This is a genomic window from Pseudomonas sp. S06B 330 (genome assembly GCF_002845275.2).
Lineage (GTDB): Bacteria > Pseudomonadota > Gammaproteobacteria > Pseudomonadales > Pseudomonadaceae > Aquipseudomonas.
The window spans coordinates 1,940,062-1,961,463 of sequence record NZ_CP088149.1; the positions used below are offsets into that span (position 1 = coordinate 1,940,062).

The 21,402-nt window shown below is 59.2% G+C and carries 18 protein-coding genes and 3 pseudogenes; 13 read left to right on the top strand and 8 right to left on the bottom strand.

Annotated elements, in window-relative coordinates:
- The first annotated feature begins 49 nt into the window (after positions 1–49).
- From CX511_RS08985 to CX511_RS08995, 3 genes are all read left to right on the top strand, one after another.
- Positions 50–1,300, top strand: a complete 1,251-nt coding sequence (locus CX511_RS08985; RefSeq protein ID WP_045186696.1) for a lipoprotein-releasing ABC transporter permease subunit — start codon at positions 50–52, stop codon at positions 1,298–1,300.
- Between the two features lie 7 nt (positions 1,301–1,307).
- Positions 1,308–1,991 (top strand): lipoprotein-releasing ABC transporter ATP-binding protein LolD, encoded by a 684-nt coding sequence (lolD, locus tag CX511_RS08990; RefSeq protein WP_177327806.1) that lies wholly within the window; start codon positions 1,308–1,310, stop codon positions 1,989–1,991.
- A 72-nt stretch (positions 1,992–2,063) separates the two neighbouring features.
- Positions 2,064–3,308 (top strand): lipoprotein-releasing ABC transporter permease subunit, encoded by a 1,245-nt coding sequence (locus CX511_RS08995; RefSeq protein WP_045186927.1) that lies wholly within the window; start codon positions 2,064–2,066, stop codon positions 3,306–3,308.
- A gap of 97 nt (positions 3,309–3,405) precedes the next feature.
- On the opposite strand, the gene CX511_RS09000 is transcribed toward CX511_RS08995, so the two are convergent.
- Both CX511_RS09000 and CX511_RS09005 read right to left on the bottom strand, forming a co-directional pair.
- Positions 3,406–4,761, bottom strand: coding sequence for a heavy metal sensor histidine kinase (locus CX511_RS09000; RefSeq protein ID WP_177409696.1), 1,356 nt, complete (start codon positions 4,759–4,761; stop codon positions 3,406–3,408).
- Positions 4,761–5,441, bottom strand: coding sequence for a heavy metal response regulator transcription factor (locus tag CX511_RS09005; RefSeq protein ID WP_101293268.1), 681 nt, complete (start codon positions 5,439–5,441; stop codon positions 4,761–4,763). Before CX511_RS09005 ends, CX511_RS09000 begins: the two co-directional genes overlap by 1 nt.
- A 152-nt stretch (positions 5,442–5,593) precedes the next feature.
- On the opposite strand from CX511_RS09005, the gene CX511_RS09010 reads away from it, so the two are divergent.
- Together CX511_RS09010 and queF are read left to right on the top strand one after the other, a co-directional pair.
- Positions 5,594–6,088, top strand: a complete 495-nt coding sequence (locus CX511_RS09010) for a cupredoxin domain-containing protein (protein WP_045186684.1) — start codon at positions 5,594–5,596, stop codon at positions 6,086–6,088.
- A 68-nt stretch (positions 6,089–6,156) separates the two neighbouring features.
- Positions 6,157–6,987, top strand: a complete 831-nt coding sequence (gene queF, locus CX511_RS09015) for an NADPH-dependent 7-cyano-7-deazaguanine reductase QueF (protein WP_101293267.1) — start codon at positions 6,157–6,159, stop codon at positions 6,985–6,987.
- A 48-nt stretch (positions 6,988–7,035) separates the two neighbouring features.
- On the opposite strand, the gene CX511_RS09020 is transcribed toward queF, so the two are convergent.
- Positions 7,036–7,299 (bottom strand): DUF4404 family protein, encoded by a 264-nt coding sequence (locus tag CX511_RS09020; RefSeq protein WP_045186678.1) that lies wholly within the window; start codon positions 7,297–7,299, stop codon positions 7,036–7,038.
- Positions 7,300–7,423: 124 nt separating this feature from the next.
- Positions 7,424–7,969 (bottom strand): HAD superfamily inactivated hydrolase PcrP, encoded by a 546-nt coding sequence (gene pcrP / locus CX511_RS09025; RefSeq protein WP_101293266.1) that lies wholly within the window; start codon positions 7,967–7,969, stop codon positions 7,424–7,426.
- 196 nt (positions 7,970–8,165) lie between these two features.
- Between pcrP and CX511_RS09030 the strand changes: the two genes are divergently transcribed.
- The 3 genes from CX511_RS09030 (at position 8,166) to rssC (ending at position 10,853) form a co-directional block, all read left to right on the top strand.
- Complete coding sequence (locus CX511_RS09030; RefSeq protein ID WP_045186673.1) at positions 8,166–8,873, top strand: MlaA family lipoprotein; 708 nt, start codon at positions 8,166–8,168, stop codon at positions 8,871–8,873.
- A gap of 316 nt (positions 8,874–9,189) precedes the next feature.
- The gene (gene rssB, locus CX511_RS09035) at positions 9,190–10,374 is read left to right on the top strand and encodes a two-component system response regulator RssB (protein ID WP_045186671.1); all 1,185 of its coding nucleotides are present in this window, start codon (positions 9,190–9,192) and stop codon (positions 10,372–10,374) included.
- Positions 10,371–10,853 carry an anti-sigma factor antagonist RssC gene (rssC, locus tag CX511_RS09040; protein WP_045186669.1) on the top strand — a complete coding sequence of 161 codons (483 nt, stop codon included), beginning with the start codon at positions 10,371–10,373 and terminating at the stop codon, positions 10,851–10,853. The genes rssB and rssC overlap by 4 nt, the downstream gene beginning before the upstream one ends.
- 39 nt (positions 10,854–10,892) lie before the next feature.
- Here the strand turns inward: rssC and CX511_RS09045 are convergent, their stop codons facing one another.
- From CX511_RS09045 to dusA, 3 genes are all read right to left on the bottom strand, one after another.
- On the bottom strand, positions 10,893–12,797 hold the full coding sequence (locus tag CX511_RS09045; protein WP_101293294.1) for an alkaline phosphatase D family protein: 1,905 nt from the start codon (positions 12,795–12,797) through the stop codon (positions 10,893–10,895).
- Positions 12,798–13,037: 240 nt separating this feature from the next.
- Positions 13,038–13,964 (bottom strand): transaldolase, encoded by a 927-nt coding sequence (gene tal, locus CX511_RS09050; RefSeq protein ID WP_045186667.1) that lies wholly within the window; start codon positions 13,962–13,964, stop codon positions 13,038–13,040.
- Positions 13,965–14,088: 124 nt separating this feature from the next.
- Positions 14,089–15,099 carry a tRNA dihydrouridine(20/20a) synthase DusA gene (gene dusA, locus CX511_RS09055; protein WP_101293293.1) on the bottom strand — a complete coding sequence of 337 codons (1,011 nt, stop codon included), beginning with the start codon at positions 15,097–15,099 and terminating at the stop codon, positions 14,089–14,091.
- Positions 15,100–15,203: 104 nt separating this feature from the next.
- Between dusA and CX511_RS09060 the strand changes: the two are divergent.
- Positions 15,204–15,353: pseudogene (locus tag CX511_RS09060) on the top strand (site-specific integrase); the annotation flags it as partial.
- 83 nt (positions 15,354–15,436) lie between these two features.
- On the opposite strand, the gene CX511_RS09065 reads toward CX511_RS09060, so the two are convergent.
- Positions 15,437–16,639 carry a lactate oxidase gene (locus CX511_RS09065; RefSeq protein ID WP_101293292.1) on the bottom strand — a complete coding sequence of 401 codons (1,203 nt, stop codon included), beginning with the start codon at positions 16,637–16,639 and terminating at the stop codon, positions 15,437–15,439.
- A 336-nt stretch (positions 16,640–16,975) separates the two neighbouring features.
- Between CX511_RS09065 and CX511_RS09070 the strand changes: the two genes are divergently transcribed.
- The 4 genes and pseudogenes from CX511_RS09070 to CX511_RS09080 all read left to right on the top strand — a co-directional run bounded on the left by CX511_RS09070 (position 16,976) and on the right by CX511_RS09080 (position 21,371).
- The gene (locus tag CX511_RS09070) at positions 16,976–17,932 is read left to right on the top strand and encodes a LysR family transcriptional regulator (RefSeq protein WP_045189805.1); all 957 of its coding nucleotides are present in this window, start codon (positions 16,976–16,978) and stop codon (positions 17,930–17,932) included.
- 121 nt (positions 17,933–18,053) lie between these two features.
- Positions 18,054–18,311: pseudogene (locus tag CX511_RS25600) on the top strand (PAS domain S-box protein); the annotation flags it as partial.
- 813 nt (positions 18,312–19,124) lie between these two features.
- Positions 19,125–19,619, top strand: a pseudogene (locus tag CX511_RS25605) (methyl-accepting chemotaxis protein); the annotation flags it as partial.
- A gap of 9 nt (positions 19,620–19,628) precedes the next feature.
- Complete coding sequence (locus CX511_RS09080; RefSeq protein WP_045189808.1) at positions 19,629–21,371, top strand: putative bifunctional diguanylate cyclase/phosphodiesterase; 1,743 nt, start codon at positions 19,629–19,631, stop codon at positions 21,369–21,371.
- Positions 21,372–21,402 lie beyond the last annotated feature (31 nt).

Here is a 21,402-nt window from a genome sequence, read left to right on the forward strand (position 1 = left end):
TCATGCCCCGCCACAAGGACGTTCCTCTTTCATCCGAACAAGCCCCGACATGTTCAGACCTCTCTTCGTATTTATCGGTACGCGTTACACCCGTGCCAAACGTCGCAATCACTTCGTCTCGTTCATTTCCCTGACCTCGATGATCGGCCTCGCCCTGGGCGTGGTGGTGATGATCGTGGTGTTGTCGGTGATGAACGGCTTCGATCACGAAATGCGCACCCGGGTATTGGGCATGGTGCCCCATGCCACCTTGGAAACCGGCCAGCCGATCAACGATTGGCCCGCCCTTGCCAAGCAAGTAAAGCAGAACCCGCAGGTCGTTGCGGTGGCACCCTTTACCCAGATGCAGGGGTTGTTGACCCACGAGGGCAAGGTGCAGAAGGTGCTGCTCAATGGCATCGACCCGGCCCAGGAACGGCAAGTGTCGATCATCGATAACTTCATCCGTGAAGGTAAGCTCGACGCTCTGGCGCCGGGTGACTTCGGCATCATGATCGGTGACAAGGCGGCGGCCAAGCTGGGTGTCGGTATCGGCGACAAGCTGACCTTCGTCGCCCCGGAGGTCACGGTGACCCCGGCGGGCATGTTCCCGCGCATGAAACGCTTCACGGTGGTCGGCATATTCCACGTAGGTGCCGGTGAAATCGACGGCTACTTGGGCCTGACCAACCTGTCGGACCTGTCACGCCTGCATCGCTGGAAGGCTGATCAGGTTCAGGGCGTGCGCCTGAAGTTCGCCGACCTGTTCCAGGCCCCGCGTACCGCTTGGGATATCGCGCAGAACCTGGGTGAACAAGAGTATTACGCCCGCGACTGGACCCGCACCCATGGCAACCTGTACCAGGCGATCCGCATGGAGAAGGCCATGATCGGCCTGCTGTTGCTGCTGATCGTGGCGGTGGCGGCGTTCAACATCATTTCTACCCTGGTGATGGTGGTCAACGACAAGAAGGGCGATATCGCCATCTTGCGGACCTTGGGTTCGACGCCGGGGCAGATCATGGCCATCTTTATGGTCCAGGGCACGGTGATCGGCGTGGTCGGCACCTTGATCGGTGGCGTGGTCGGTATCGCCGCGGCGCTGAATGTAAGCGCCGCCATCGCCGGGCTTGAGACCCTGATCGGACACAAGTTTCTCAATGCCGACGTCTACTTCATCGACTACCTGCCGTCCCAGGTCATGGCTGAAGATGTGTGGATGGTCTGTGGTGCGGCATTGGTCCTGAGTTTCCTCGCCACCTTGTATCCGGCCTGGCGTGCGGCACGCACCCAGCCTGCGGAGGCGCTACGTTATGAGTGAGTTGGGCATGAGTGATAAAGCAGTGCTGAGTTGCCGCAACCTGGGCAAGTCCTACGAGGAAGGCCCGGAGTCGGTGCAGGTGTTGTCCGGCTTGCAGCTGGAATTGCACCCCGGTGAACGGGTGGCCATCGTTGGCAGTTCAGGTTCGGGCAAGAGTACTTTGCTCAACCTGCTTGGTGGCCTCGATACCCCCACCGAGGGCAGCGTGTGGCTGGCCGGTGAAGAACTGTCGGCTCTGGGTGAGCGCGCTCGTGGCCTGCTGCGCAACCGTGCATTGGGCTTTGTCTATCAGTTCCACCACTTATTGCCGGAGTTCACCGCCCTGGAGAACGTGTGCATGCCGTTGCTGATCGGCCGCACCGCCATCCCGGAGGCGCGCGAGCGCGCCGAGGCACTGCTCAAGCGGGTTGGCCTGGGCCATCGCCTGAGCCACAAGCCCGCCGAGCTGTCCGGCGGTGAACGCCAGCGGGTGGCGATTGCTCGGGCCTTGGTCAACCGTCCGGGGCTGGTGATGCTCGATGAGCCAACCGGCAACCTCGATCACCATACCGCCCAAGGCATCCAGGACCTGATGCAGGAACTGAGCAGCTCCTCGCAAACAGCGTTCCTGGTGGTCACCCATGACCTCAACCTGGCGCGGCAGATGGACCGTGTGCTGCGCCTCGACGACGGGCACCTGGTCGCGATCTGACCTGGTTGTGCCGCGTGCCCGCCAGCAGTGGCGGGCAGCGTGTTCCTTTTCTTTACCTGGGTGCTTCCGTTCATGTTCAGACCCTTGTCTATTTTCATCGGCGCGCGCTACACCCGCGCCAAGCGCCGTAACCATTTCATCTCGTTCATTTCCATGACGTCGATGATCGGCCTGTCCCTGGGTGTGCTGGCAATGATCGTGGTGTTGTCGGTGATGAACGGCTTCCAGCGCGAAATGAGCGCGCGGATCCTTGGTATGGTGCCCCATGCCAGTATTCTTGGTGTTCAGCCTTTGGCGGAGTGGCAGCCCATCGCTGACGCTGCGCTGAAAAACCCGCAGGTAATCGCCGCCGCGCCACTGACCGAGATGGAAGGCATGCTGTCCTACAAGGGCGCGATGCAGCCGATCCAGGTCAGCGGCATTGATCCGGCCCAGGAGGGCAAGGTCTCGATCGTCGGTCAGCACATTGTCCAGGGCAGCCTGCAGGCGCTTAAGCCTGGCGAATACGGCGTGGTGCTCGGTGAGATCAGCGCCCGGCGGTTTCGCTTGAATGTCGGTGACAAACTGACCCTGATCGTGCCGGAAGTGAGCAGTGCGCCAGGTGGCATCACGCCGCGCATGCAACGTCTGAATGTGGTCGGGGTGTTCAAGGTGGGTGCCGAGCTTGATGGCTCGATGGCCTACATCCACGTGGCCGATGCTGCGCAGATGCAGCGCTGGCAGCCGAACCAGGTTCAGGGCGTGCGTCTCAAGCTCAAAGATCTGTACGCCGCACCGCAGGTGTCCAAGGCCATTGCTGCAAGCCTGGGCGATGCCTACCGCGCTGATGACTGGTCGCACACTCAGGGTAGCCTGTTCAGCGCGATGAAGATGGAAAAGACCATGATTGGTCTGTTGCTGTTGATGATCATCGCTGTGGCGGCGTTCAACATCATTGCCACGCTGATCATGGTGGTCAATGACAAGGGCGCAGACATTGCCATCCTGCGCACCATTGGCGCGACTCCGGCGCAGATCATGGGGACCTTCATGGTTCAGGGGACCTTGATCGGTGTTGTCGGCACCTTGATCGGTGGTGTGCTGGGGGTTATTGCTGCGCTCAATGTCAGCCAGATCGTCGGCTGGCTCGAGCGGGTCAGCGGGCAACACATCTTCACCTCTGATGTGTACTTCATCAGCAGTCTGCCGTCGGAGCTGCAATGGGGGGATGTGGCGCTGATCTGCAGTGCCGGCCTGGTGATGAGTTTCCTGGCGACGCTGTACCCGGCGTGGCGCGCTTCGCAGGTTGAACCGGCGTACGCCTTGCGTTACGAGTGAGGGTATTGCGGCCGCCTCGCGGCTGATCGCCGACAGGGTCGGCTCCCACAAGGCCATACACCAAACCTGTGGGAGCCGGCCATGCCGGCGATAGGATTTACACCGTCGGCAACTCAATCACAAAACGCGTCCAACCCCCGCCTGATTCCGCGCGAATTGTCCCGCCATGGGCTTGGACAATCGAGCGGGTAATCGCTAATCCCAACCCTGCATGCTCGCTGCTGCCTTCACGGCGTGCCGGATCGGCGCGGTAAAAGCGGTCGAACAGCCGTGGAAGCAATACTGGATCAATAGGCTCGCCCGTATTGGCAACCTGCAAGCGGATCTGCTCCCCCAGCACTTCGATACTCAAGCGAATCTCGCCCTGCGCCGGGGTAAAGCGCAAGGCATTGTCGAGTAAGTTGGACAGTGCCCGACGCAGCATGTGGCGGTCGCCTTCCAGGCTGGCCCGGCCGTCCCGATGCAGGGCGACCCTGGCGTCTTCGGCCAAGGGCGCGTAGTACTCAAGCAAGGCATCGGCTTCATCTTCCAGCGCCAGGCGCTGGCGACTGGGCATTAACAGACCATGGTCGGCCTTGGCCAGGTAGAGCATGTCGTTGACCAGTTGCGCCATCCACTGCAGTTCTTCCAGGTTGCTGTGCAAGGCCTCGCGATACGCGTCCAGTTCGCGCGGCCGGGTGAGGGTGACTTGCGTGTGGGTCAGCAGATTCGACAGCGGCGTGCGTAGTTCGTGAGCGATATCGGCGGAGAACGCTGACAACCGTTGGAAGGCATCATCCAGGCGCTCGAGCATCGCGTTGACGTTTTGCGCCAGTTCCGCCAGCTCCACTGGCATCTGGCCTTCGGGCAGGCGGGTGGTCAAAGAACGTGCCGATACTTTTGACGCTACCTCGCCCATTTGGCGCAACGGCTGCAGAGCACTGCGTGCTGCCCAGGCGCCCAGCAGGGCAGTGGCCAGGGCCGAGAGACCGACGGTCAGCCAGATCAGTTGCTGCATGCGCTGGAGAAAGTGCTGGTGGTGGGTGATGTCGAGAAACAGGGTCAGTTGCGCTGAGTTCGGATCGCGCTGTTCGAGATTGACGCAGAGGGCGCGGTAGTCGGTATCGCTGCTGTGCTGGGTGCTCAGGCCAGGTGCTTGGGGGGCCTTGGGCAGGCCGGGCTGGCTTTCAAACCACACCCGGCCATCACTGCCGCGCAGGCGCACGGCGAGGTCTGTCTGATGGCTCAGTTCGGTTTGCAGGGCCGGCAAACGCAAGGTGAGGCTGGCTGGATCGTGGACGCCGTCGAGCATTTGCCGCAGCAGCGACAGGCGACTTTCGAGCAACTGTTGATCCAGCTCGATGAAGTGGCTTTCGCTGGCGCGGCTGAACAGAATCCCCGCGGTCAATGACACCACCGCCGTGCACGCTGCGAACAGCAATGCCAGACGGCTGCTCAGAGACACTTGGCGCATCACGAGACCCGCTCTTCCAGGACATAGCCCATACCACGCACGGTGTGGATTAGCTTGTGATCATGGCTGTCGTCGATTTTCAGGCGCAGGCGGCGGATCGCCACTTCGATGACGTTAGTGTCGCTGTCAAAGTTCATGTCCCAGACCTGAGAAGCAATCAGCGACTTGGGCAGCACTTCGCCCTGGCGCCGTAGCAATAGCTCCAGCAAGGCAAACTCCTTGGCAGTCAGGTCGATGCGCTGGCCGCCGCGTTCAACGCGGCGGCGGATCAGGTCCAGGCGCAAGTCGGCCAGGCCCAGGCTGGTTTCCTGGGTCGGGCTGCTGCCGCGACGCAGCAGGCTGCGCACCCGCGCCAGCAGTTCAGAAAAGGCAAAGGGTTTGACCAGGTAATCATCGGCGCCCAGCTCCAGGCCATGCACGCGATCTTCTACGGCATCGCGGGCAGTTAGAAACAGCACCGGAATATCCAGGCCTGCGGCACGTACCGCTTGCAGGATCTGCCAGCCATCGCGGCCGGGCAGCATTACATCGAGGATCAGCAAGTCGTAATCGCCCGTCAGTGCCAAGTGCTGGCCGGTATTGCCGTCGGTGGCAAGCTCTGTGGCGAAGCCGGCTTCACTCAGGCCCTGGCACAGGTATTGGCCGGTTTTGGTCTGGTCTTCGACGATCAGCAGTTTCATCGGGTGGCTCTTGGACAGTGAATGGCAGTTATACCGTGGCGGACGTGGGCGGTGGCTAAGCTGACAAAGTTGTAATGTTTTTGTCAGGTAGCTGCCAGCGCCGGTTTTCTACAGTGCAGCCTACGTTGTCGCAACCCCGGAGTGGGCATTTTATGAAACACCTGATTATTGCCGGCGCCTTGGCGCTGTTCAGCTTGCCAGCACTGGCGTCGCCCGCGCATTCGTACGCCTTCGGCGCCCCTGCGTCTGCGGCCGAGGCTGACCGTACCGTGGAAATCGTCATGGGCGACATGTACTACGAGCCACGCAGCTTGGAAGTCAAAGCCGGCGAAACGGTGCGCTTCGTGCTGATCAACAAGGGCGCGGTGGTCCATGAGTTCAGCCTGGGCGACGCAGTCATGCATGCTAAACACCAAAAGGAAATGCTCGCTATGCAGGGTCAGATGGATCATGCGGCTATGGGCCATGGCGGCATGCAGCACGGTGGCAGCATGAAGCATGACGATCCCAATACCGTCATGGTCGAGCCTGGCAAGCGCGGTGAGCTGACTTGGACCTTCACCCAGGCGACGCCCATCGAGTTCGCCTGTAACGTCCCCGGTCACTATCAGGCTGGCATGGTCGGCAAGCTGACTATCGGCCAGTAACAGGTCAATACCCAACGCATGGCCCAAACCCGATAAACTAGGCGCATTTCGTCCTTCAGGTTTGAGCCATGCATCCCGCCGCCGAACATTCTCCGCTGGGCAAGTCCAGCGAATACATCGCCACCTACACACCATCGCTGTTGTTCCCGATCCCACGGGCGGCCAAATGGGCTGAGCTGGGCGTCAGCGCCCAGACCCTGCCTTGGCAAGGTGTGGACTTCTGGAACTGCTTTGAGTTGTCCTGGCTACTGCCGTCGGGCAAGCCGGTGGTCGCCATTGGTGAATTTGCCATTCCCGCCGACTCGCCGAACATCATCGAGTCGAAGTCGTTCAAGCTGTACCTGAACTCGCTGAACCAGACCGTGTTCGAAACGCCGGCAGCGCTTGAAGCGTGCTTGGCAAAAGACCTCTCGGCTGCAGCCGGTAAGCCGGTGGCCGTGCAGATCCGCAGCCTGGCAGACGTTGAAGGGCAGGGCGTTGTGGCCTTGCCGGGTGTGTGCATTGATGACCTGGATGTCAGCATCAGCAACTACGAGCAGCCGCAGCCGGAGTTACTCGGTTGTGACAGCAGCCGCATCGTCGAAGAGACCCTGCACAGTCACTTGCTCAAATCCAACTGTCCGGTCACCGGCCAGCCGGACTGGGGCAGTGTCACTGTGCATTACCGGGGCGCGGCGCTGGATCACGCCAGCTTGTTGACCTACCTGATCAGCTTCCGTCAGCACGCGGATTTCCATGAGCAGTGCGTCGAGCGTATCTACCTGGACCTCAAGCGTCTGCTCAATCCAGAGTTTTTGACGGTCTATGCGCGTTATGTGCGTCGCGGCGGGCTGGACATCAACCCGTACCGCAGCACGGAGACGGTGACACTGCCGAACTTGCGTCTGGTTCGCCAGTAATGAAAAAGCCCCGTTCGATGACGGGGCTTTTTGTTGCTGCTCGCCGGGTCAGATGCCCATGCTTTGCAGGCTCTGAACGATATTGCGCAAGGTGGCGGTCAGGCCCGGGTGATCGACTTCGAAGCGTTCCACGGCCAGATTGACGCCGTCGACCAGGTTGTTGTCCTGAGTTGCTGCTTCCAGTTTTATCTGTGCATCGATCTGCTGCATCAATTCCTGCAGGTGTTCACGCTCTTCCAGTGAAAGCGGCGGATTTTGCTCCAGTTGCTCGCGCAAGGTATTGAGTTGCTCTTGCAGTTCGCGGGCAGGCATGGGTGATCTCCCTCTATGAATAGGCACAGTCATGGACCCCGCTAACGGGTGAAAGGTCCATTCCTTGCCTACTAGAGTAATCCACTGAGCGCCGCTTTGCATGACCCGGATCAACAGCCCTGTGTCAGGGTTTTTCACCCTTTAGGCGACGCTGGCTGATATCGGCCAGGCAGTCACCCAGCGCTTCAAGGTGATCGATCACTGAATGCACGCCGAGGGCAAACAGTTGCAGAGTCGCCTTGCCGCGCTTGCGCTCCTGCTCCTGGGGGCTGTCTGTTTCGTGGCGCACACCGCCGGTGGCTAGGCCGATTGTCCATAGGCCGGCGTTGAGGCCAGATTGCAGCAACCGTGGTTCTGCGCTGACCAATACGCAACCCTCCAGTTTTACAGTGTTGAGCGCCATCAACGCTTGCCAGCAGGCATCGGGTGCAGGCCATGGTGTGGCAACACGGTGGGCTTTGAGCCAGGCGGGCAGCGCTGCGGCCAAGTGCTCGGCGTCGGCGCCCGACAACTCATCCAGCCAGGCGCAGGGTACCTGTTGCTGTTGTAGCCAGGCGAGTGTCTGCAAGGCGCCGGGGGTAGGCCGGGGGGGCGCGAGGTTAGTCTCTGTTTCGACCAGGCAGCCACGCAGACCGAAGAGCAAAGCAGTAATGGCAGGCGAGTCTGGCATGGCAGCGTCCCTGAAATAGCCTGAAGGCTACGCTGGCTTTGTTACGCTGCGGTTACGCCAATCGATCACATTTGTTCACAAAATCATGACCTCTGTTGTGTCAGGCTGTTTATCAGAGAAAGACCCTTTTATACTTGTTCCTTTTTTAGCGTAGGACGCATCGCGTTCGGCGCAGTGACTGTCGAGGAGTAACTCTATGCGTAGGAGCGGTACAGGCGTGATCAATCGGATGACCCGGGCCTGTGTCTGTGCCAGCCTGCTGCTGGCGCCTTTGGTCGCAGCCCAGGCGGCGACCGAGGAAGATCCATGGGAGAGCATCAACCGGCCGATCTTTACCTTCAACGACACTGTCGACACTTACGCGCTTAAGCCATTGGCCAAGGGTTATCAGGCGGTCACCCCGCAGTTTCTGGAAGACGGCATTCACAATATCTTCCTCAACCTGGGTGATGTGACCAACCTGGCCAACAACATCCTGCAGCTCAAGCCGCATGCCGCCGGAGTCGATACCGCGCGCCTGATCGTCAACACCACCTTTGGTCTGGGCGGTTTCTTTGATGTTGGCACCAAGATGGGCCTGCAGCGTAACGATGAAGACTTCGGTCAGACCCTGGGTTACTGGGGCGTAGGCAGTGGTCCGTACGTGATGCTGCCGTTGCTGGGCCCAAGTACGGTGCGTGACGCCGTCGCCAAGTACCCGGACACCTATACCGAACCCTACCGCTACATTGACCATGTGCCGACTCGCAACAGCGCGATTGCCGTGGATGTCGTCGATACCCGTGCCAGCCTGCTGTCGGCAGAAAAGCTGATTCGCGGCGACAAATACACCTTCATTCGCAATGCGTACCTGCAAAACCGCGAGTACAAGGTCAAGGATGGCGAAGTCGTCGACGACTTTTAAATCATTGCAGCAACGAAAAGGCGGCCTTGGAGCCGCCTTTTTTCATGGCTGCATCCTTTCATTGAGTTGCACATCAAGGGGTTTTTATAACTCCCGGCTCTTTACCGTGCAAAGAGACACTGCGAGCATCGGCGTACCCTTGAAACCCCCGGCGGATGGGAGTACCGTCTGCGCCTTACAGGGCACCTCTGCTCGTTGCCGGACAACCTGTCTTGTCCTACAACGGATGGCCGAGTGGCTAGAAGCGAATCCAGTACGTGTGCTCATGCCTTGTCGAGCCACTTACGCCAACCTAATTCTGGCGCCGTTTGCCCACATGCAGAAAACCAGTGCAACGCTGCTGATAATCGATGACGACGATGTCGTACGTGCGAGTCTTGCCGCTTACCTTGAAGACAGTGGTTTCAGTGTCCTGCAAGCGAGTAATGGCCAGCAGGGCCTCCAGGTCTTCGAACAGGAACAGCCTGATCTTGTGATCTGCGATCTGCGCATGCCGCAAATGGGCGGGCTGGAGTTGATCCGCCAGGTCACCGAGCGCGCGCCTGAGTTGCCGGTGATTGTCGTTTCCGGTGCCGGGGTGATGAACGATGCGGTGGAAGCGTTACGCCTGGGTGCTGCCGATTACTTGATCAAGCCCCTGGAAGACCTTGCGGTGCTGGAGCATTCGGTCCGCCGAGCCCTGGACAGGGCGCGCCTGCTGGTGGAAAACCAGCGCTACCGGGAAAAGCTCGAAACCGCCAACCGCGAACTGGAGGCCAGTCTGCACCTGTTGCAGGAAGACCAGACCGCCGGGCGCCAAGTGCAGATGAACATGCTGCCGGAAAGCCCCTGGGTGGCCGGTGAGCTGTCATTTGAGCACCAGATCATTCCATCGCTGTATCTGTCGGGTGACTTTACCGACTATTTCCGGGTCGACGAGCGACGCATTGCCTTTTACCTGGCAGACGTGTCCGGTCACGGTGCCTCTTCGGCGTTTGTCACTGTGCTGTTGAAGTTCATGACCACCCGGCTGTTGTTCGAATTCAAGCGCAATTCAAGGCTGCGCGACTTCAAGCCTTCAGAAGTCCTTGGGCACATCAACCGCGGCCTGATCAACTGCAAGCTGGGCAAGCATGTGACCATGGTGGGCGGGGTGATTGATGAAGACACCGGGCTGATGACCTACAGCATTGGCGGCCACTTGCCACTACCTGTGCTCTATACCCCGGGCCAGAGCCGCTATCTGGAAGGACGCGGGTTACCGGTCGGACTGTTTGAAGAGGCGACATACCAGGACTATGTCCTGGAATTGCCCGAGCAGTTCAGCCTGACCTTGCTCTCTGATGGCATTCTGGACCTTTTGCCAGGGGACACACTCAAAGATAAAGAGGCGGCCTTGCCGGAAATCGTCAAGGCTGCGGGTGGTAGCCTGGATGGGCTGCGCCAACGATTCGGATTAGCTACGCTTGGGGAGATGCCGGATGATATCGCCCTATTGGTGTTGAGCAGGAACCTTCAATGAGTACGGGAAGAATCCAGTTCGCCGAACAGAGCGGCACCTTCGTTCTGAAGTTTGTCGGCGAAGTGCGCCTGACCTTGTGTTCAGCGCTGGATGCGACGATTGAGAAGATCTTCACGGCGCTGAATTTCTCGGCGATCGTCATCGATCTGACTGAAACCGAAAGCATCGACAGCACCACCTTGGGCTTGCTGGCCAAACTCTCGATCCTGTCGCGGCAGAAAGTCGGCCTGCTGCCGACCGTGGTGACCGTCAACCCGGATATTTCGCGGCTGCTGCAGTCGATGGGCTTCGATCAGGTGTTCAACATCGTTGATCGGCCGATTCCGTGTCCCGAGTGTCTGACCGACTTGCCTTCTCAGGACCAGAGCGAAGATATTGTGCGGTCCAAAGTACTGGAGGCGCACAAAATTCTCATGGGCCTGAACGACTCCAACCGTGAAGCCTTCCACGACCTGGTCAACGCCCTCGAGCGTACCTGACCTGCGCACAGGCGCCGTGGGGCGCCTGCTTCTGCTAATTTAATCGCTCACTCTGGGTGGAAATTCCGTCGGTTCCGCGCCGTTGGCGTTGAGCTGGAAAATCCGCTGTGGCTGGCCTTGCTCATTGAAAAACACTTGGCCCAGGCCGGCGCTGTTCCATAGGCGCTCGCCGGCCTTGCTGTGGCTGGGCGTGCGCGGAATCACTTCCATCTGGCGGCGCTTGGTCAACCAGTTCAGGGGGGAGCGCGGCGAATAAAGCCAGCGATTGAGGCGGTCGAATACGTCCAGCAGGCGCCGCGGAAACTCGTTCTTGATCCCGCTGCTGGTGATTTGCCATAAGTGCGGGCTGCGCTGTCGATGGCGGATCAACACTTCGTAGACGAACGAGTAATGCACGTCGCCGGAGAGAATCACGTAATGCCCTGGCGTGCGTGAGTGACGGAAGATGTTCAGGATGACCTGAGCCGCCCCACGGTGAGCCATCCAGTTTTCGGCATCGACCAGCAACGGATATCCCAGCCAACTGAACACCCGCTGCACCGTTTCGATCAATTTGACCCCGAAGATCGGTGCCGGCGAGACGATGACGGCCGAGGGGTGATCGAGCAGGGCCTGTTGCAGTTCGCTCAGGGCTTCCCAGTCGAGCAGGCCCGAGGGTCTTTTCAGGTTGCTTTCGCTGCGCCAGCGCCGGGTACGGGTGTCGAGCACCAGCAGTGGCGGGTTGCTCGGCAGCACGAATTGCCAACCCTGAAAACGCAGCACCTCTTCGATCAGGGTGTCCTGTAGCGCTGCATCCAGGTGTTGGTCATCCACGGCGCTCTGGTTCAGCGCCTGGCACTTGCCAATCAGCGCATTGCAGGCGTCCGGGTCGTTACCCCAGCCCTGGCACAGCAGGTATGCAAGCAGGGCATTGCCGATGATGCGTTTGGAAAAAGGGTGCCCGTAGGCGGTTTCTTCCCATTGTGCAGACAAGTTCCAGTCATCGGTGATGTCATGGTCATCAAAGATCATCAGGCTCGGCAGGTGCGCCAGCACTCGCGCAACGCCGCTCAGACCACTGGTGAACGCGCGGATGGTCTTGTATTCCTGCTGGTAGCGCGCTTGCTGCTGGACAGTCAGCCCAGATGGCATCTGTGGATCGATCAAGGTCCAGGGCACGGGCGACCAGACCAGCAGGTACATGGCCATCACCTCGGCAAACGTCACCAGGTGATTATCGGCATTGCTGCTGGTGAAGATTGGCTTGCGCGCACCGCCGAAGAAGCGCTCGCGCAGGGTTTCGTTGCTCTCCAGTGCCGGCAGCAGGTCAGCGCGGTGGTAGTAGCTGGCGGGGTGCTGGTAGAGCGCGGCGCTGTCATCGACCACCGCACCTTGCAGGTGTTCGTCATACAGCCCCAGACGCTCGATCAGCGCATGGATTGCCCGTAGCATCGGCCCGGCCACATCGTCGGCGTATACCTGGTCGCCATTCATCAACAACAGAGCCGGGCGCGCCGTGGGATCAGGGCAGCCGATCAACAGTTGGTCAGCACACAGCAACCCGTCAGCGGCAGGGTGATGTGGCTTGCGACACGACCCGTGAAGCAATTGCTGCAGGCGGGAATGCACAACGAAGTTGGGCAGCCGGGCGCCGTCGTAGAGCAGGTGCGGGGCCCATTGTGCAATGCCTTGCTCACCCTCGGCAGTGCGCAGAATCAGGTCGTAGTCGATCTGCACATCGCAGGGCAGCGGGGTGTCGAGATGAATGTCGATCAGGTGCACGAAGGCATGACGGCCAATGGCGACAACCTGGCAATCAAGGGTGGGCGTAATGTCCGGGCAGCTCAGTGACAAGGTCGGTTGCAGCGCTTGCGAACCGACCAGCCAGAACACTATTCGGGTAGGTTCAAGGCGGCGCAGTAGGGGGCCGGCCAGTACGGCTGGTAATGCGGGGGATTCAGGCATCAACATCTCTGAAAACACAGTCGAAGCTGTGGGTGGCGGTGAAGAGCGGCATAGTGAAGGCAGTTGCGCCCCTATGGCGAGCGCTATCGATTCGTGGCCGCTGCCGCCAGGCTGCGATCGGGCGTGAAACGGCCGCCCGTCAGGCTGTTCAAGGTGACTGGATGGCGGCTGCTTCGCAGCCGATCGCAGCCTGGCGGCAGCGGCTACATTCCTCAGTGAAGAGGTAAACGTAGTTTGGTATCAAGCCTTTGCTGCCAGCAACGCCTCAAGCTTCTCCTGATCCCGGGCAAACTGACGAATACCTTCAGCCAGTTTCTCGGTGGCCATGGCATCTTCATTGGAGGCCCAGCGGAATTGCGCTTCGGTCAACGTTTGACGGGCTTCGCCCGGGTTGCCCGGCTTGAGGATACGCGGCAGTTCGCCTTGGTCATCGCTCAGTTGCTGCAGCAGCTCGGGGCTAATGGTCAGACGGTCGCAGCCAGCCAGTTGCTCGATCTGGCCAATGTTGCGGAAGCTCGCCCCCATGACCACGGTGTTGTAGCCGTTGGCCTTGTAGTAGTTGTAGATCCGTGTGACCGATTGCACGCCCGGGTCTTCGGCGCCGACGTAGTCTGTGCCAGTGGATTTTTTGTACCAGTCGTAGATCCGGCCTACAAACGGCGAAATCAGGAACACTCCGGCATCGGCACAGGCCTGGGCCTGAGCGAAGGAGAACAGCAGGGTCAGGTTGGTCTGGATGCCTTCCTTCTCCAGGACTTCGGCGGCGCGGATCCCTTCCCAGGTCGAGGCCAGCTTGATCAGCACGCGGTCGCGGCCGATGCCGGCTTTTTCGTACAACCCGATCAATTGCCGGGCCTTGGCCAGCAGCGCAGGTTGATCAAAGGACAGCCGGGCATCAACCTCGGTAGAAATACGCCCTGGAATCACCTTGAGGATGCCAGCGCCAACCGCTACGGCGAAGGTGTCACAGGCCAGGCCGACATCACCCTTGCTGTGTTCGACCGACTGCTGGAGCAAGTCGGCATAACCGGGCATGGCTGCCGCCTTGAGCAGCAGCGACGGATTGGTGGTGGCATCGACCGGTTTCAGGCGGCTGATGGCATCGATATCACCAGTGTCGGCAACCACAGTGGTGAACTGCTTGAGTTGTTCCAGCTTGGAAGTCATGGGCGTGCTCTGTCCTGTGCAATAGATCGACATTACCCGAGCGTTGCCAGCCGCTCAAGGGCTGACTGGCAGGCGGGGCAACGGGATACCTCTTCGAGTGTCCAAGTGCGCACAGGTTCCGACGCTAGCGCCCTTGCAGCAGCTCCCCGGCCTGATCGAGCAGGGCCAGCGGATCGTTACTCTTGTGGATGTCCACCGAGAGCAACTGCCGGAATTTACGCGCCCCCGGGAACCCCTGGCCGAGGCCGAGGATATGTCGGGTTACGTGGTGCATGACACCGCCTGCGGCCAGGTGCGCGGCGATATACGGCCGCAACTTGGCCAGCGCCTCACTGCGGCTGATGACGGGTGCGGTGCTGCCGAACAGTTGCTGGTCGACCTCGGCCAGCACATAGGGATTGTGGTACGCCTCGCGTCCCAGCATCACCCCATCGAAGGTCTGCAGGTGTTCCTGACACTCCGCGAGGGTTTTGATGCCACCATTGAGGACAATCTCCAACTCGGGGAAATCGCTCTTCAACTGCGCCGCCACGTCATAGCGTAGCGGTGGAATCTCGCGGTTTTCCTTCGGCGACAAGCCTTCCAGAATGGCAATGCGTGCATGCACGGTGAAACTGCGGCAGCCGGCATCACGGACCTGGCCGACGAAATCGCACAACTGGGCATAGCTGTCGCGGCCATTGATACCGATACGGTGCTTGACCGTCACCGGAATCTGCACAGCATCTTGCATAGCCTTGACGCAATCACCGACCAGCGCTGGGTGGCCCATCAGGCAGGCGCCGATCATATTGTTCTGCACCCGGTCGCTTGGGCAGCCGACGTTGAGATTGACCTCATCGTAGCCGGCGTTCTGAGCCAGCTTGGCACACGCGGCCAGATCCGCCGGCACGCTGCCACCCAGTTGCAAGGCCAGTGGATGCTCGGCCTCGTCGTGGCGCAGGAAGCGTTCGGCGTCGCCGTGGAGCAGGGCGCCGGTGGTGACCATTTCGGTGTAGAGCAGGGCGTTGCTGGAGAGCAGGCGCAGGAAGAACCGGCAGTGGCGGTCCGTCCAGTCCATCATGGGGGCAACGCTGAAGCGGCGAGACGGCTCAGGGTGCGGGTTTACTGGGCTTGCAGCGGATTCTAGGGGCATTTTCACGTACGCGTTTCTGTACCATTTTGGGGCGTTTTCGGGCGTTTTTTGTGCCTCGGTGGTGCGATGTACCACCGGTAACCTAATTTGTACCACCGGAATCCATGGCAACGATCAGAGCACGAAAGAAGGCCGACGGAACGGTCAGCTACACCGTCCAGATCCGTCTTAAAAACAAGGGTGTCCTAGTCTACCAAGAGTGTCAGGCCTTCGCCCGCAAGCCGACCGCCTGGACCAGGTTTAAACGACGAGAGATCCCTCGTCGAGCCAACATGAAAAACGCCCATTCCATCCAGAATGGGCGTTCGTAGGTATCGCTCCAATCAGCTTTCGCCGATCATCCTGCGAAATCCTTGTCGGTGTACAGTTTGGTGTTCTTCACCGCTTCGATATTTTTCGCGCCACCAAGCATCATGTTGATGGTCAGTTCCTTGTTCAGGTGTTCGATCACCGAGTTCACCCCTTCAGAACCGCCAAGGTGCAGGCCATAGAGGATCGGGCGGCCTACCGCGACGATGTCAGCGCCGCTGGCCAGGGCCTTGAAGACATGCGAGCCACGGCGTACACCGCTATCGAAGATGATCGGCACACGCTTGTTCACGGCCTTGGCGATGCTAGGCAGTACGTCGAAGGACGAAGGGCCGCTGTCGAGTTGGCGACCACCATGGTTGGACACCCAGATCGCCGCAGCGCCAGCCTTGATCGCCATGTCGGCGTCTTCGGGAGACTGCACACCTTTGACAATGACCGGCAGCCCCGACAGTTTTTTCACGTAAGCAATATCGGCCGGGGTGAATGCCTGCTTGGCCTGGGCATAGATTTCGCTGATGCCAGAACCCTTGCCGGTCTTGGATCCGTCGCTGTTTTGTTTGGCGAACAACTCCAGGTTGGCAAAGCCCAATGGAAACTGGAAGTTGTTACGAATGTCATCTTCGCGGTGGCCGCCCACTGGGGAATCCACCGTCAGGATGATTGCCTTGGCACCAAATTGCTTGGCTTTGTGCAACGTGAATTCGTTAAATTTCTCGTTCTTGCTCATATAGAGCTGAAAGAAGAATGGATTGTTTTTAGAGGCGGTTGCTACTTCCTCAATGGTCTTGTTCCCATAAGTACTCAGCGAGAATATCGAACCGGCCTTGGCCATGCCCTTGGCGGTAGCAATTTCACCGTCCTTATGCGCCAACCCCTGGGCCGCCATCGGCGCCTGGATGATTGGCGTTTTCAGTTTAATGCCGAGCAATTCGGTGGACAGGTCGATTTCCGTACGCTCGATACCCTGCATGATACGCGGCATGATGTACTTCTTGTCGAAGTCCTGCGTATTGCTGCGCATATTGTTTTCATCTTCGGCGCCGCCGCGAATGTAACCAAAAGCGCCTTTGTCCATGCGGGCTTTGACGTCGGCTTCCAGGGCACCAAGGTTAACAATTTTGAGGGCTTTTTCAGCGTCGCTGGCCTGGTACGCCTGGGCATGAGCCGTATTGAGCAAAAGCAATGCCGTTAGCACGCTAGAGGCCAAACAGACTTTACTTCTTTGCATGTTCTTCATTGGATACATCCCATCATTGCCAAAGGCGTATTTTGCATGTTGAGTAGCGCAGGCAGTGAGAGGATGACTGAGATGCAGTGTTCTATTTTTGATACCAGCGCCGTTTTTGTGTTTGAGTGAGGCCAATAAATCAAGCCTGAAGTGATGATCTGTATCAAGTTAATTGTGCTGGATGCCCTTTATATTGAACTTAAAGGAATGAATAACTTTCACCCTTTACTGAAAAAGTTTCGATGTGAAAGTTTATAAAACAATAAGGAGTCGTTCGTGCGTCGAGTGTGCGCCGCTGCAGGTTGGCGAACACGCGGTAGTTGCCAGGTGTTACCCATGAAATCAACCGTTGTATCTGTTGCCCGCAAACTCAAACTCTATCAATTGGTGGTCTTTGACCAAGTACTGCGCAGCGGCTCGCTGGTGGGTGCCGCGCAGGCCTTGAACCTCACCCAGCCGGCAGTCACCAAGATCATTCAGGAACTCGAAGCCTTCCTCGGCGCGGCTTTGCTGGTACGCGGCAACCGTGGTGTGCACGCCACCGAGCTGGGCGGGGTGGTGGTGCGTAGGGCCCATGCGATGCTCACCGAGTTGCGTAGCCTGACCGATGAAGTCAATGCCTACCACAGCGGTACCACCGGCCAGGTGATGGTCGGCTCCTTGACGTCTTCTTCAGCCTTGCTCCTGCCGCATACCCTGCGCCTGCTCAAGGAACGCGCACCGGGGGTACTGGTAACGGTGCGCGTCGGTCATATGGATCAACTGTTTTCCAGTCTGCTGGCGGGCGAGCTGGACATCATTGTCGGACGTATTCCGGATGAATGGCGCTGGCATGAATACGAGCCGCGGTTAAAGGTCGATGTCCTGTGTGACGAAGGATTGTGCATTGTCGCTGGCGCAGAGCATCCGATGCATGCAAGCGGTCGGCCGGTCAGTCTCGCCGATCTGCATTCGTTTCCGTGGATCCTGCCACCGCGCAGTGGTCTGTTACGCCGTACCGTTGACCGTTTATTCGAAGACCTGGACCTCGGCCCGCCGGTCAATGTCATCGAGTCGATTTCGGCATTGACCAACTATGAGTTGATGCAAGACCAGCAAACCATCGGTTTCTTTCCCCTGCAAACCACCCAGCAACTGGCTCACGGCGGCAAGCTCAAGGCTTTCGATCTGGGCAAGCCGCTGAGTTTCGGGCGCATTGGCTGTTTCTATGCGGCCAATCGTACCCTCGACCCGGCGACCCGATTGTTCCGCGAGTGCCTGGCAATGGCCAATCACCCCAGCGATACCCAATAACCCAGCTATTCCATCTCGCTATAGCAGCGGCGCCTCAATTGATGGGGTATGGCCAATCGCCATACATACAATGAGGGTAATTACACCTGTATTGATCCCCAGCATAAACGGATACCAGAGCATGAGAAGCAATCTGCCGGTCACCCAGCAGGAAGTCATTTTCCAGAACGAGCAGCGGCTGATTTCCGCCACTGACCTGCACGGCAACCTGACCTACTGCAACGATGAACTGGTAGCCATCAGCGGTTTCAGTCGCGAAGAGTTGATCGGCAGCCCGCACAATATCGTCCGTCACCCGGATATGCCGGAGGCGGTCTTCGCTCATATGTGGTCCTACTTGAAGGACGGCAAAAGCTGGATGGGCATCGTCAAAAACCGCTGTCAAAACGGTGATCACTATTGGGTCAGTGCCTATGTCACGCCGATTCTAGAAGGTGCCACAGTGGTGGGCTACGAATCGGTTCGAGTCAAACCACAACGGGCCGATATTGAGCGCGCATCTGCGATGTATGAACGTATGCGTGCGGGTAAGCGCAGTTGGGGCCTCAAGCGTCTGTCCAAGGTCGCGCTCGAGCATGGTTTAGCGCCGCTTGCCCTGGGCGTGCCGGGCCTGGCAGCGGTGATGTTCCTTGATGCTTGGCCGGCGATTGCCGTGGTGGCCTGCGGGTTTGTCGGCATGCAGATAGCCGCTCAATGGCGTCTGCAGCATAAGTTTGTGGAGGCCAAGCGTGCGGCACCAGAGAGTTTCGACAGCGAGTTGATCGCCCGCACCTATACCGACGAGCAGGGCGCCGTGGCGCAGTTGATGATGGCGCTGATCAGCGAGCAGGCCAAAGTCCGCACGGCGTTAAGCCGCTCTGGCGATTACGCCAACCAAACCGAAATCATGGCTACCCAGAGCGGCAAACTGGCGCAGGAGTCCGAACTTTCACTGCAACGTCAGCGTGACGAGACGGATATGGCCGCCACGGCCATGACCCAGATGGCCTCGTCGATTTCCGAGGTGTCGACCCATATTCACGATACCGCCCGCGAAGCCGAGGGTGTCAACCAGCTGACTCAGGTAGGGTCAGAGGAAGTGGGCAAAACCCGCTTGGTGATTGAAAAGTTGCAGGACACCGTGAACCAGATCAGCCAATCGGTAGAAAACTTTGCCGATGAAACCCAGTCGATTCAGATCGCTTCGAACATGATTCGGCAGATAGCCGACCAGACTAACCTGCTGGCGCTCAATGCTGCCATCGAAGCGGCCAGGGCCGGGGAGCAGGGTCGTGGTTTTGCCGTGGTCGCCGATGAAGTGCGGGCACTGGCGTTCAAGACCCAGGAGTCGACCGAAACCATCCAGAGCATTATTCAAACGCTGCATGGTGCGGCCAACCAGGCGGTGGAGGTTGCCCGTCAAGGCAGTGACGAGGCCCACATCGGCGTCGAGCAGGTGATCGCTACGCAAGACGCCCTCGAGGGAATTGGCGTGGCGGTGGAGCGGATCCATCAAATGACCGAGCAAATGGCCGCCGCCTCCGAGCAACAGGCGCATGTCGCCGAGGATATCAGCCGGCAAATCACCACCATTGCCCAAGTCTCGGAACAGAACGTCGACATTGCGGCCAGCTCTGCCACGCTGGGTCGCGACTTGGAGCATACCGCGCACGAGATGTACGCGCTGGTGGATAGGTTCAACCGTTAGGTCGCAACCATGACCCGAGAGGATTTTGACAAGCTCGCGGCCAACGCCGAGCCCGAGCTGACGAGTATTCCTTACGCGATTTTCGAGGCCGCCGCTGATGCCATTGTCATTACTGATGAGTGGGGGCAGGTCCAGGCCATTAATGCAGCGGCGCAAAAGCTGTTCGGGTATGGTTTTGCCGAGTTGGCTGGGGCGAACATTTCGCGCCTAATGCCCGAAGCCTACGCGGCCCGTCATGACCAGTGCCTGGCGTCCTACCGTGCTGGCGTCGGGCGCAAGCTCAATGGCATGGTTCGCGAGTTGCAGGGTAAGCGCAAGGACGCTTCGTTGTTCGACCTGCACGTCAGCGTCGGTGAATTGCTGCTGGGGGGGCGGCAATTGCTGATTGGCGTGTGCTATGACATCAGCGAACAGTTGCAATTGCGCCAGCGCCTTAATCACCTGGCCAGTCATGACACCTTGACCAACTGCATGAATCGCCGGACCTTGCATGCTCGCCTGCAGGAGCACGTTGCCCTGGCCGCTGCGCAGGCACAGCAATTGGCGCTGGTGTTCATCGACCTGGACGGCTTGAAGGTCATCAACGATAACCACGGTCATTACATGGGTGACCAGGTGTTGGTAGCGATTGCCGAGCGCTTTCGCCAGCAACTGTGCAGCGAGGATCTGCTGGCCAGAGTTGGTGGCGACGAGTTTGTCGTGGTGGCTCGGCAAATTGCTGCCGAGCAGACGGGCATCGACCTGGCCACACGGCTGTTCGAGTGCCTGCAAGCGCCGCTGTCGATTGACGGTATAAGCCTGAACGTGCGCGCCAGCCTTGGCGTCAGCACCTGCGCCAACTGCACCGAATGTGATTCGCCCGCACCGGACCAACTGATCATCGATGCTGACTTCGCGATGTACCAGGCAAAGAAAGCCGGTGGTAATCGCATCGCCTGCTTCAATCCGGTGATGCGCATCGCCCAGCAGCGTGAACAGCAACGTCTTGAGCGTTTGCGTCTGGCCATCAGCAGGGAGCAGTTGCAGCTGTATTACCAGCCTCAGTTCGAACTGAACGCGCCGCAGCGAATCACCGGCCTGGAAGCCTTGTTGCGCTGGCACGATGGGCCGTATGGGCAGGTCTCACCGGAGGTGTTTATCCCCTTGGCCGAGCAGAACGGCTTGATGTCGGCGCTCAACACCTGGGTGGTGACACGCGCCTGCGCAGACAACCGTGCGTTGATTGAGGCCGGTCTGCTGGATGTGCCTGTGGCGGTAAACATGAGTGGCTTTTCGTTTATGCAGGGAGACTTTGTCGATAAGCTCACGGCTATTGTTCGAGACAGTGGGTTGGCGGCCAATCGTCTGGAGATCGAAGTGACGGAAACCGCCGCGCTCAAGGATATCGAGCAGGCACGCCTGAACATCGCGCAGTTGCAAAGCCTGGGCATTCGGGTGTCGATCGACGATTTTGGTACCGGCTATTCATCACCCAGCACCTTGCGTGCGTTGCCATTCGACACACTCAAGATTGACCAGGTGTTCATTCGTGAAGTGCCCAACAGCGCGATTGACCAGGCCATCGTCAAAGGCTATCTGATGTTGGCTGACAGCTTGGGTATTCAAGTGATCGCCGAAGGCATCGAGACGCGTGCCCAGCTCGACTATCTGCTCGCGCAGGGCTGTACGGTCGGTCAGGGCTATTGGTACAGCCGTCCGTTACCCATGACTGAGCTGCAGCCGTTTATCCTGGCCCGTCGGGCTGAGGTGTGATGCGGTCGCGGGGCAAGAATGAACTTTCCCA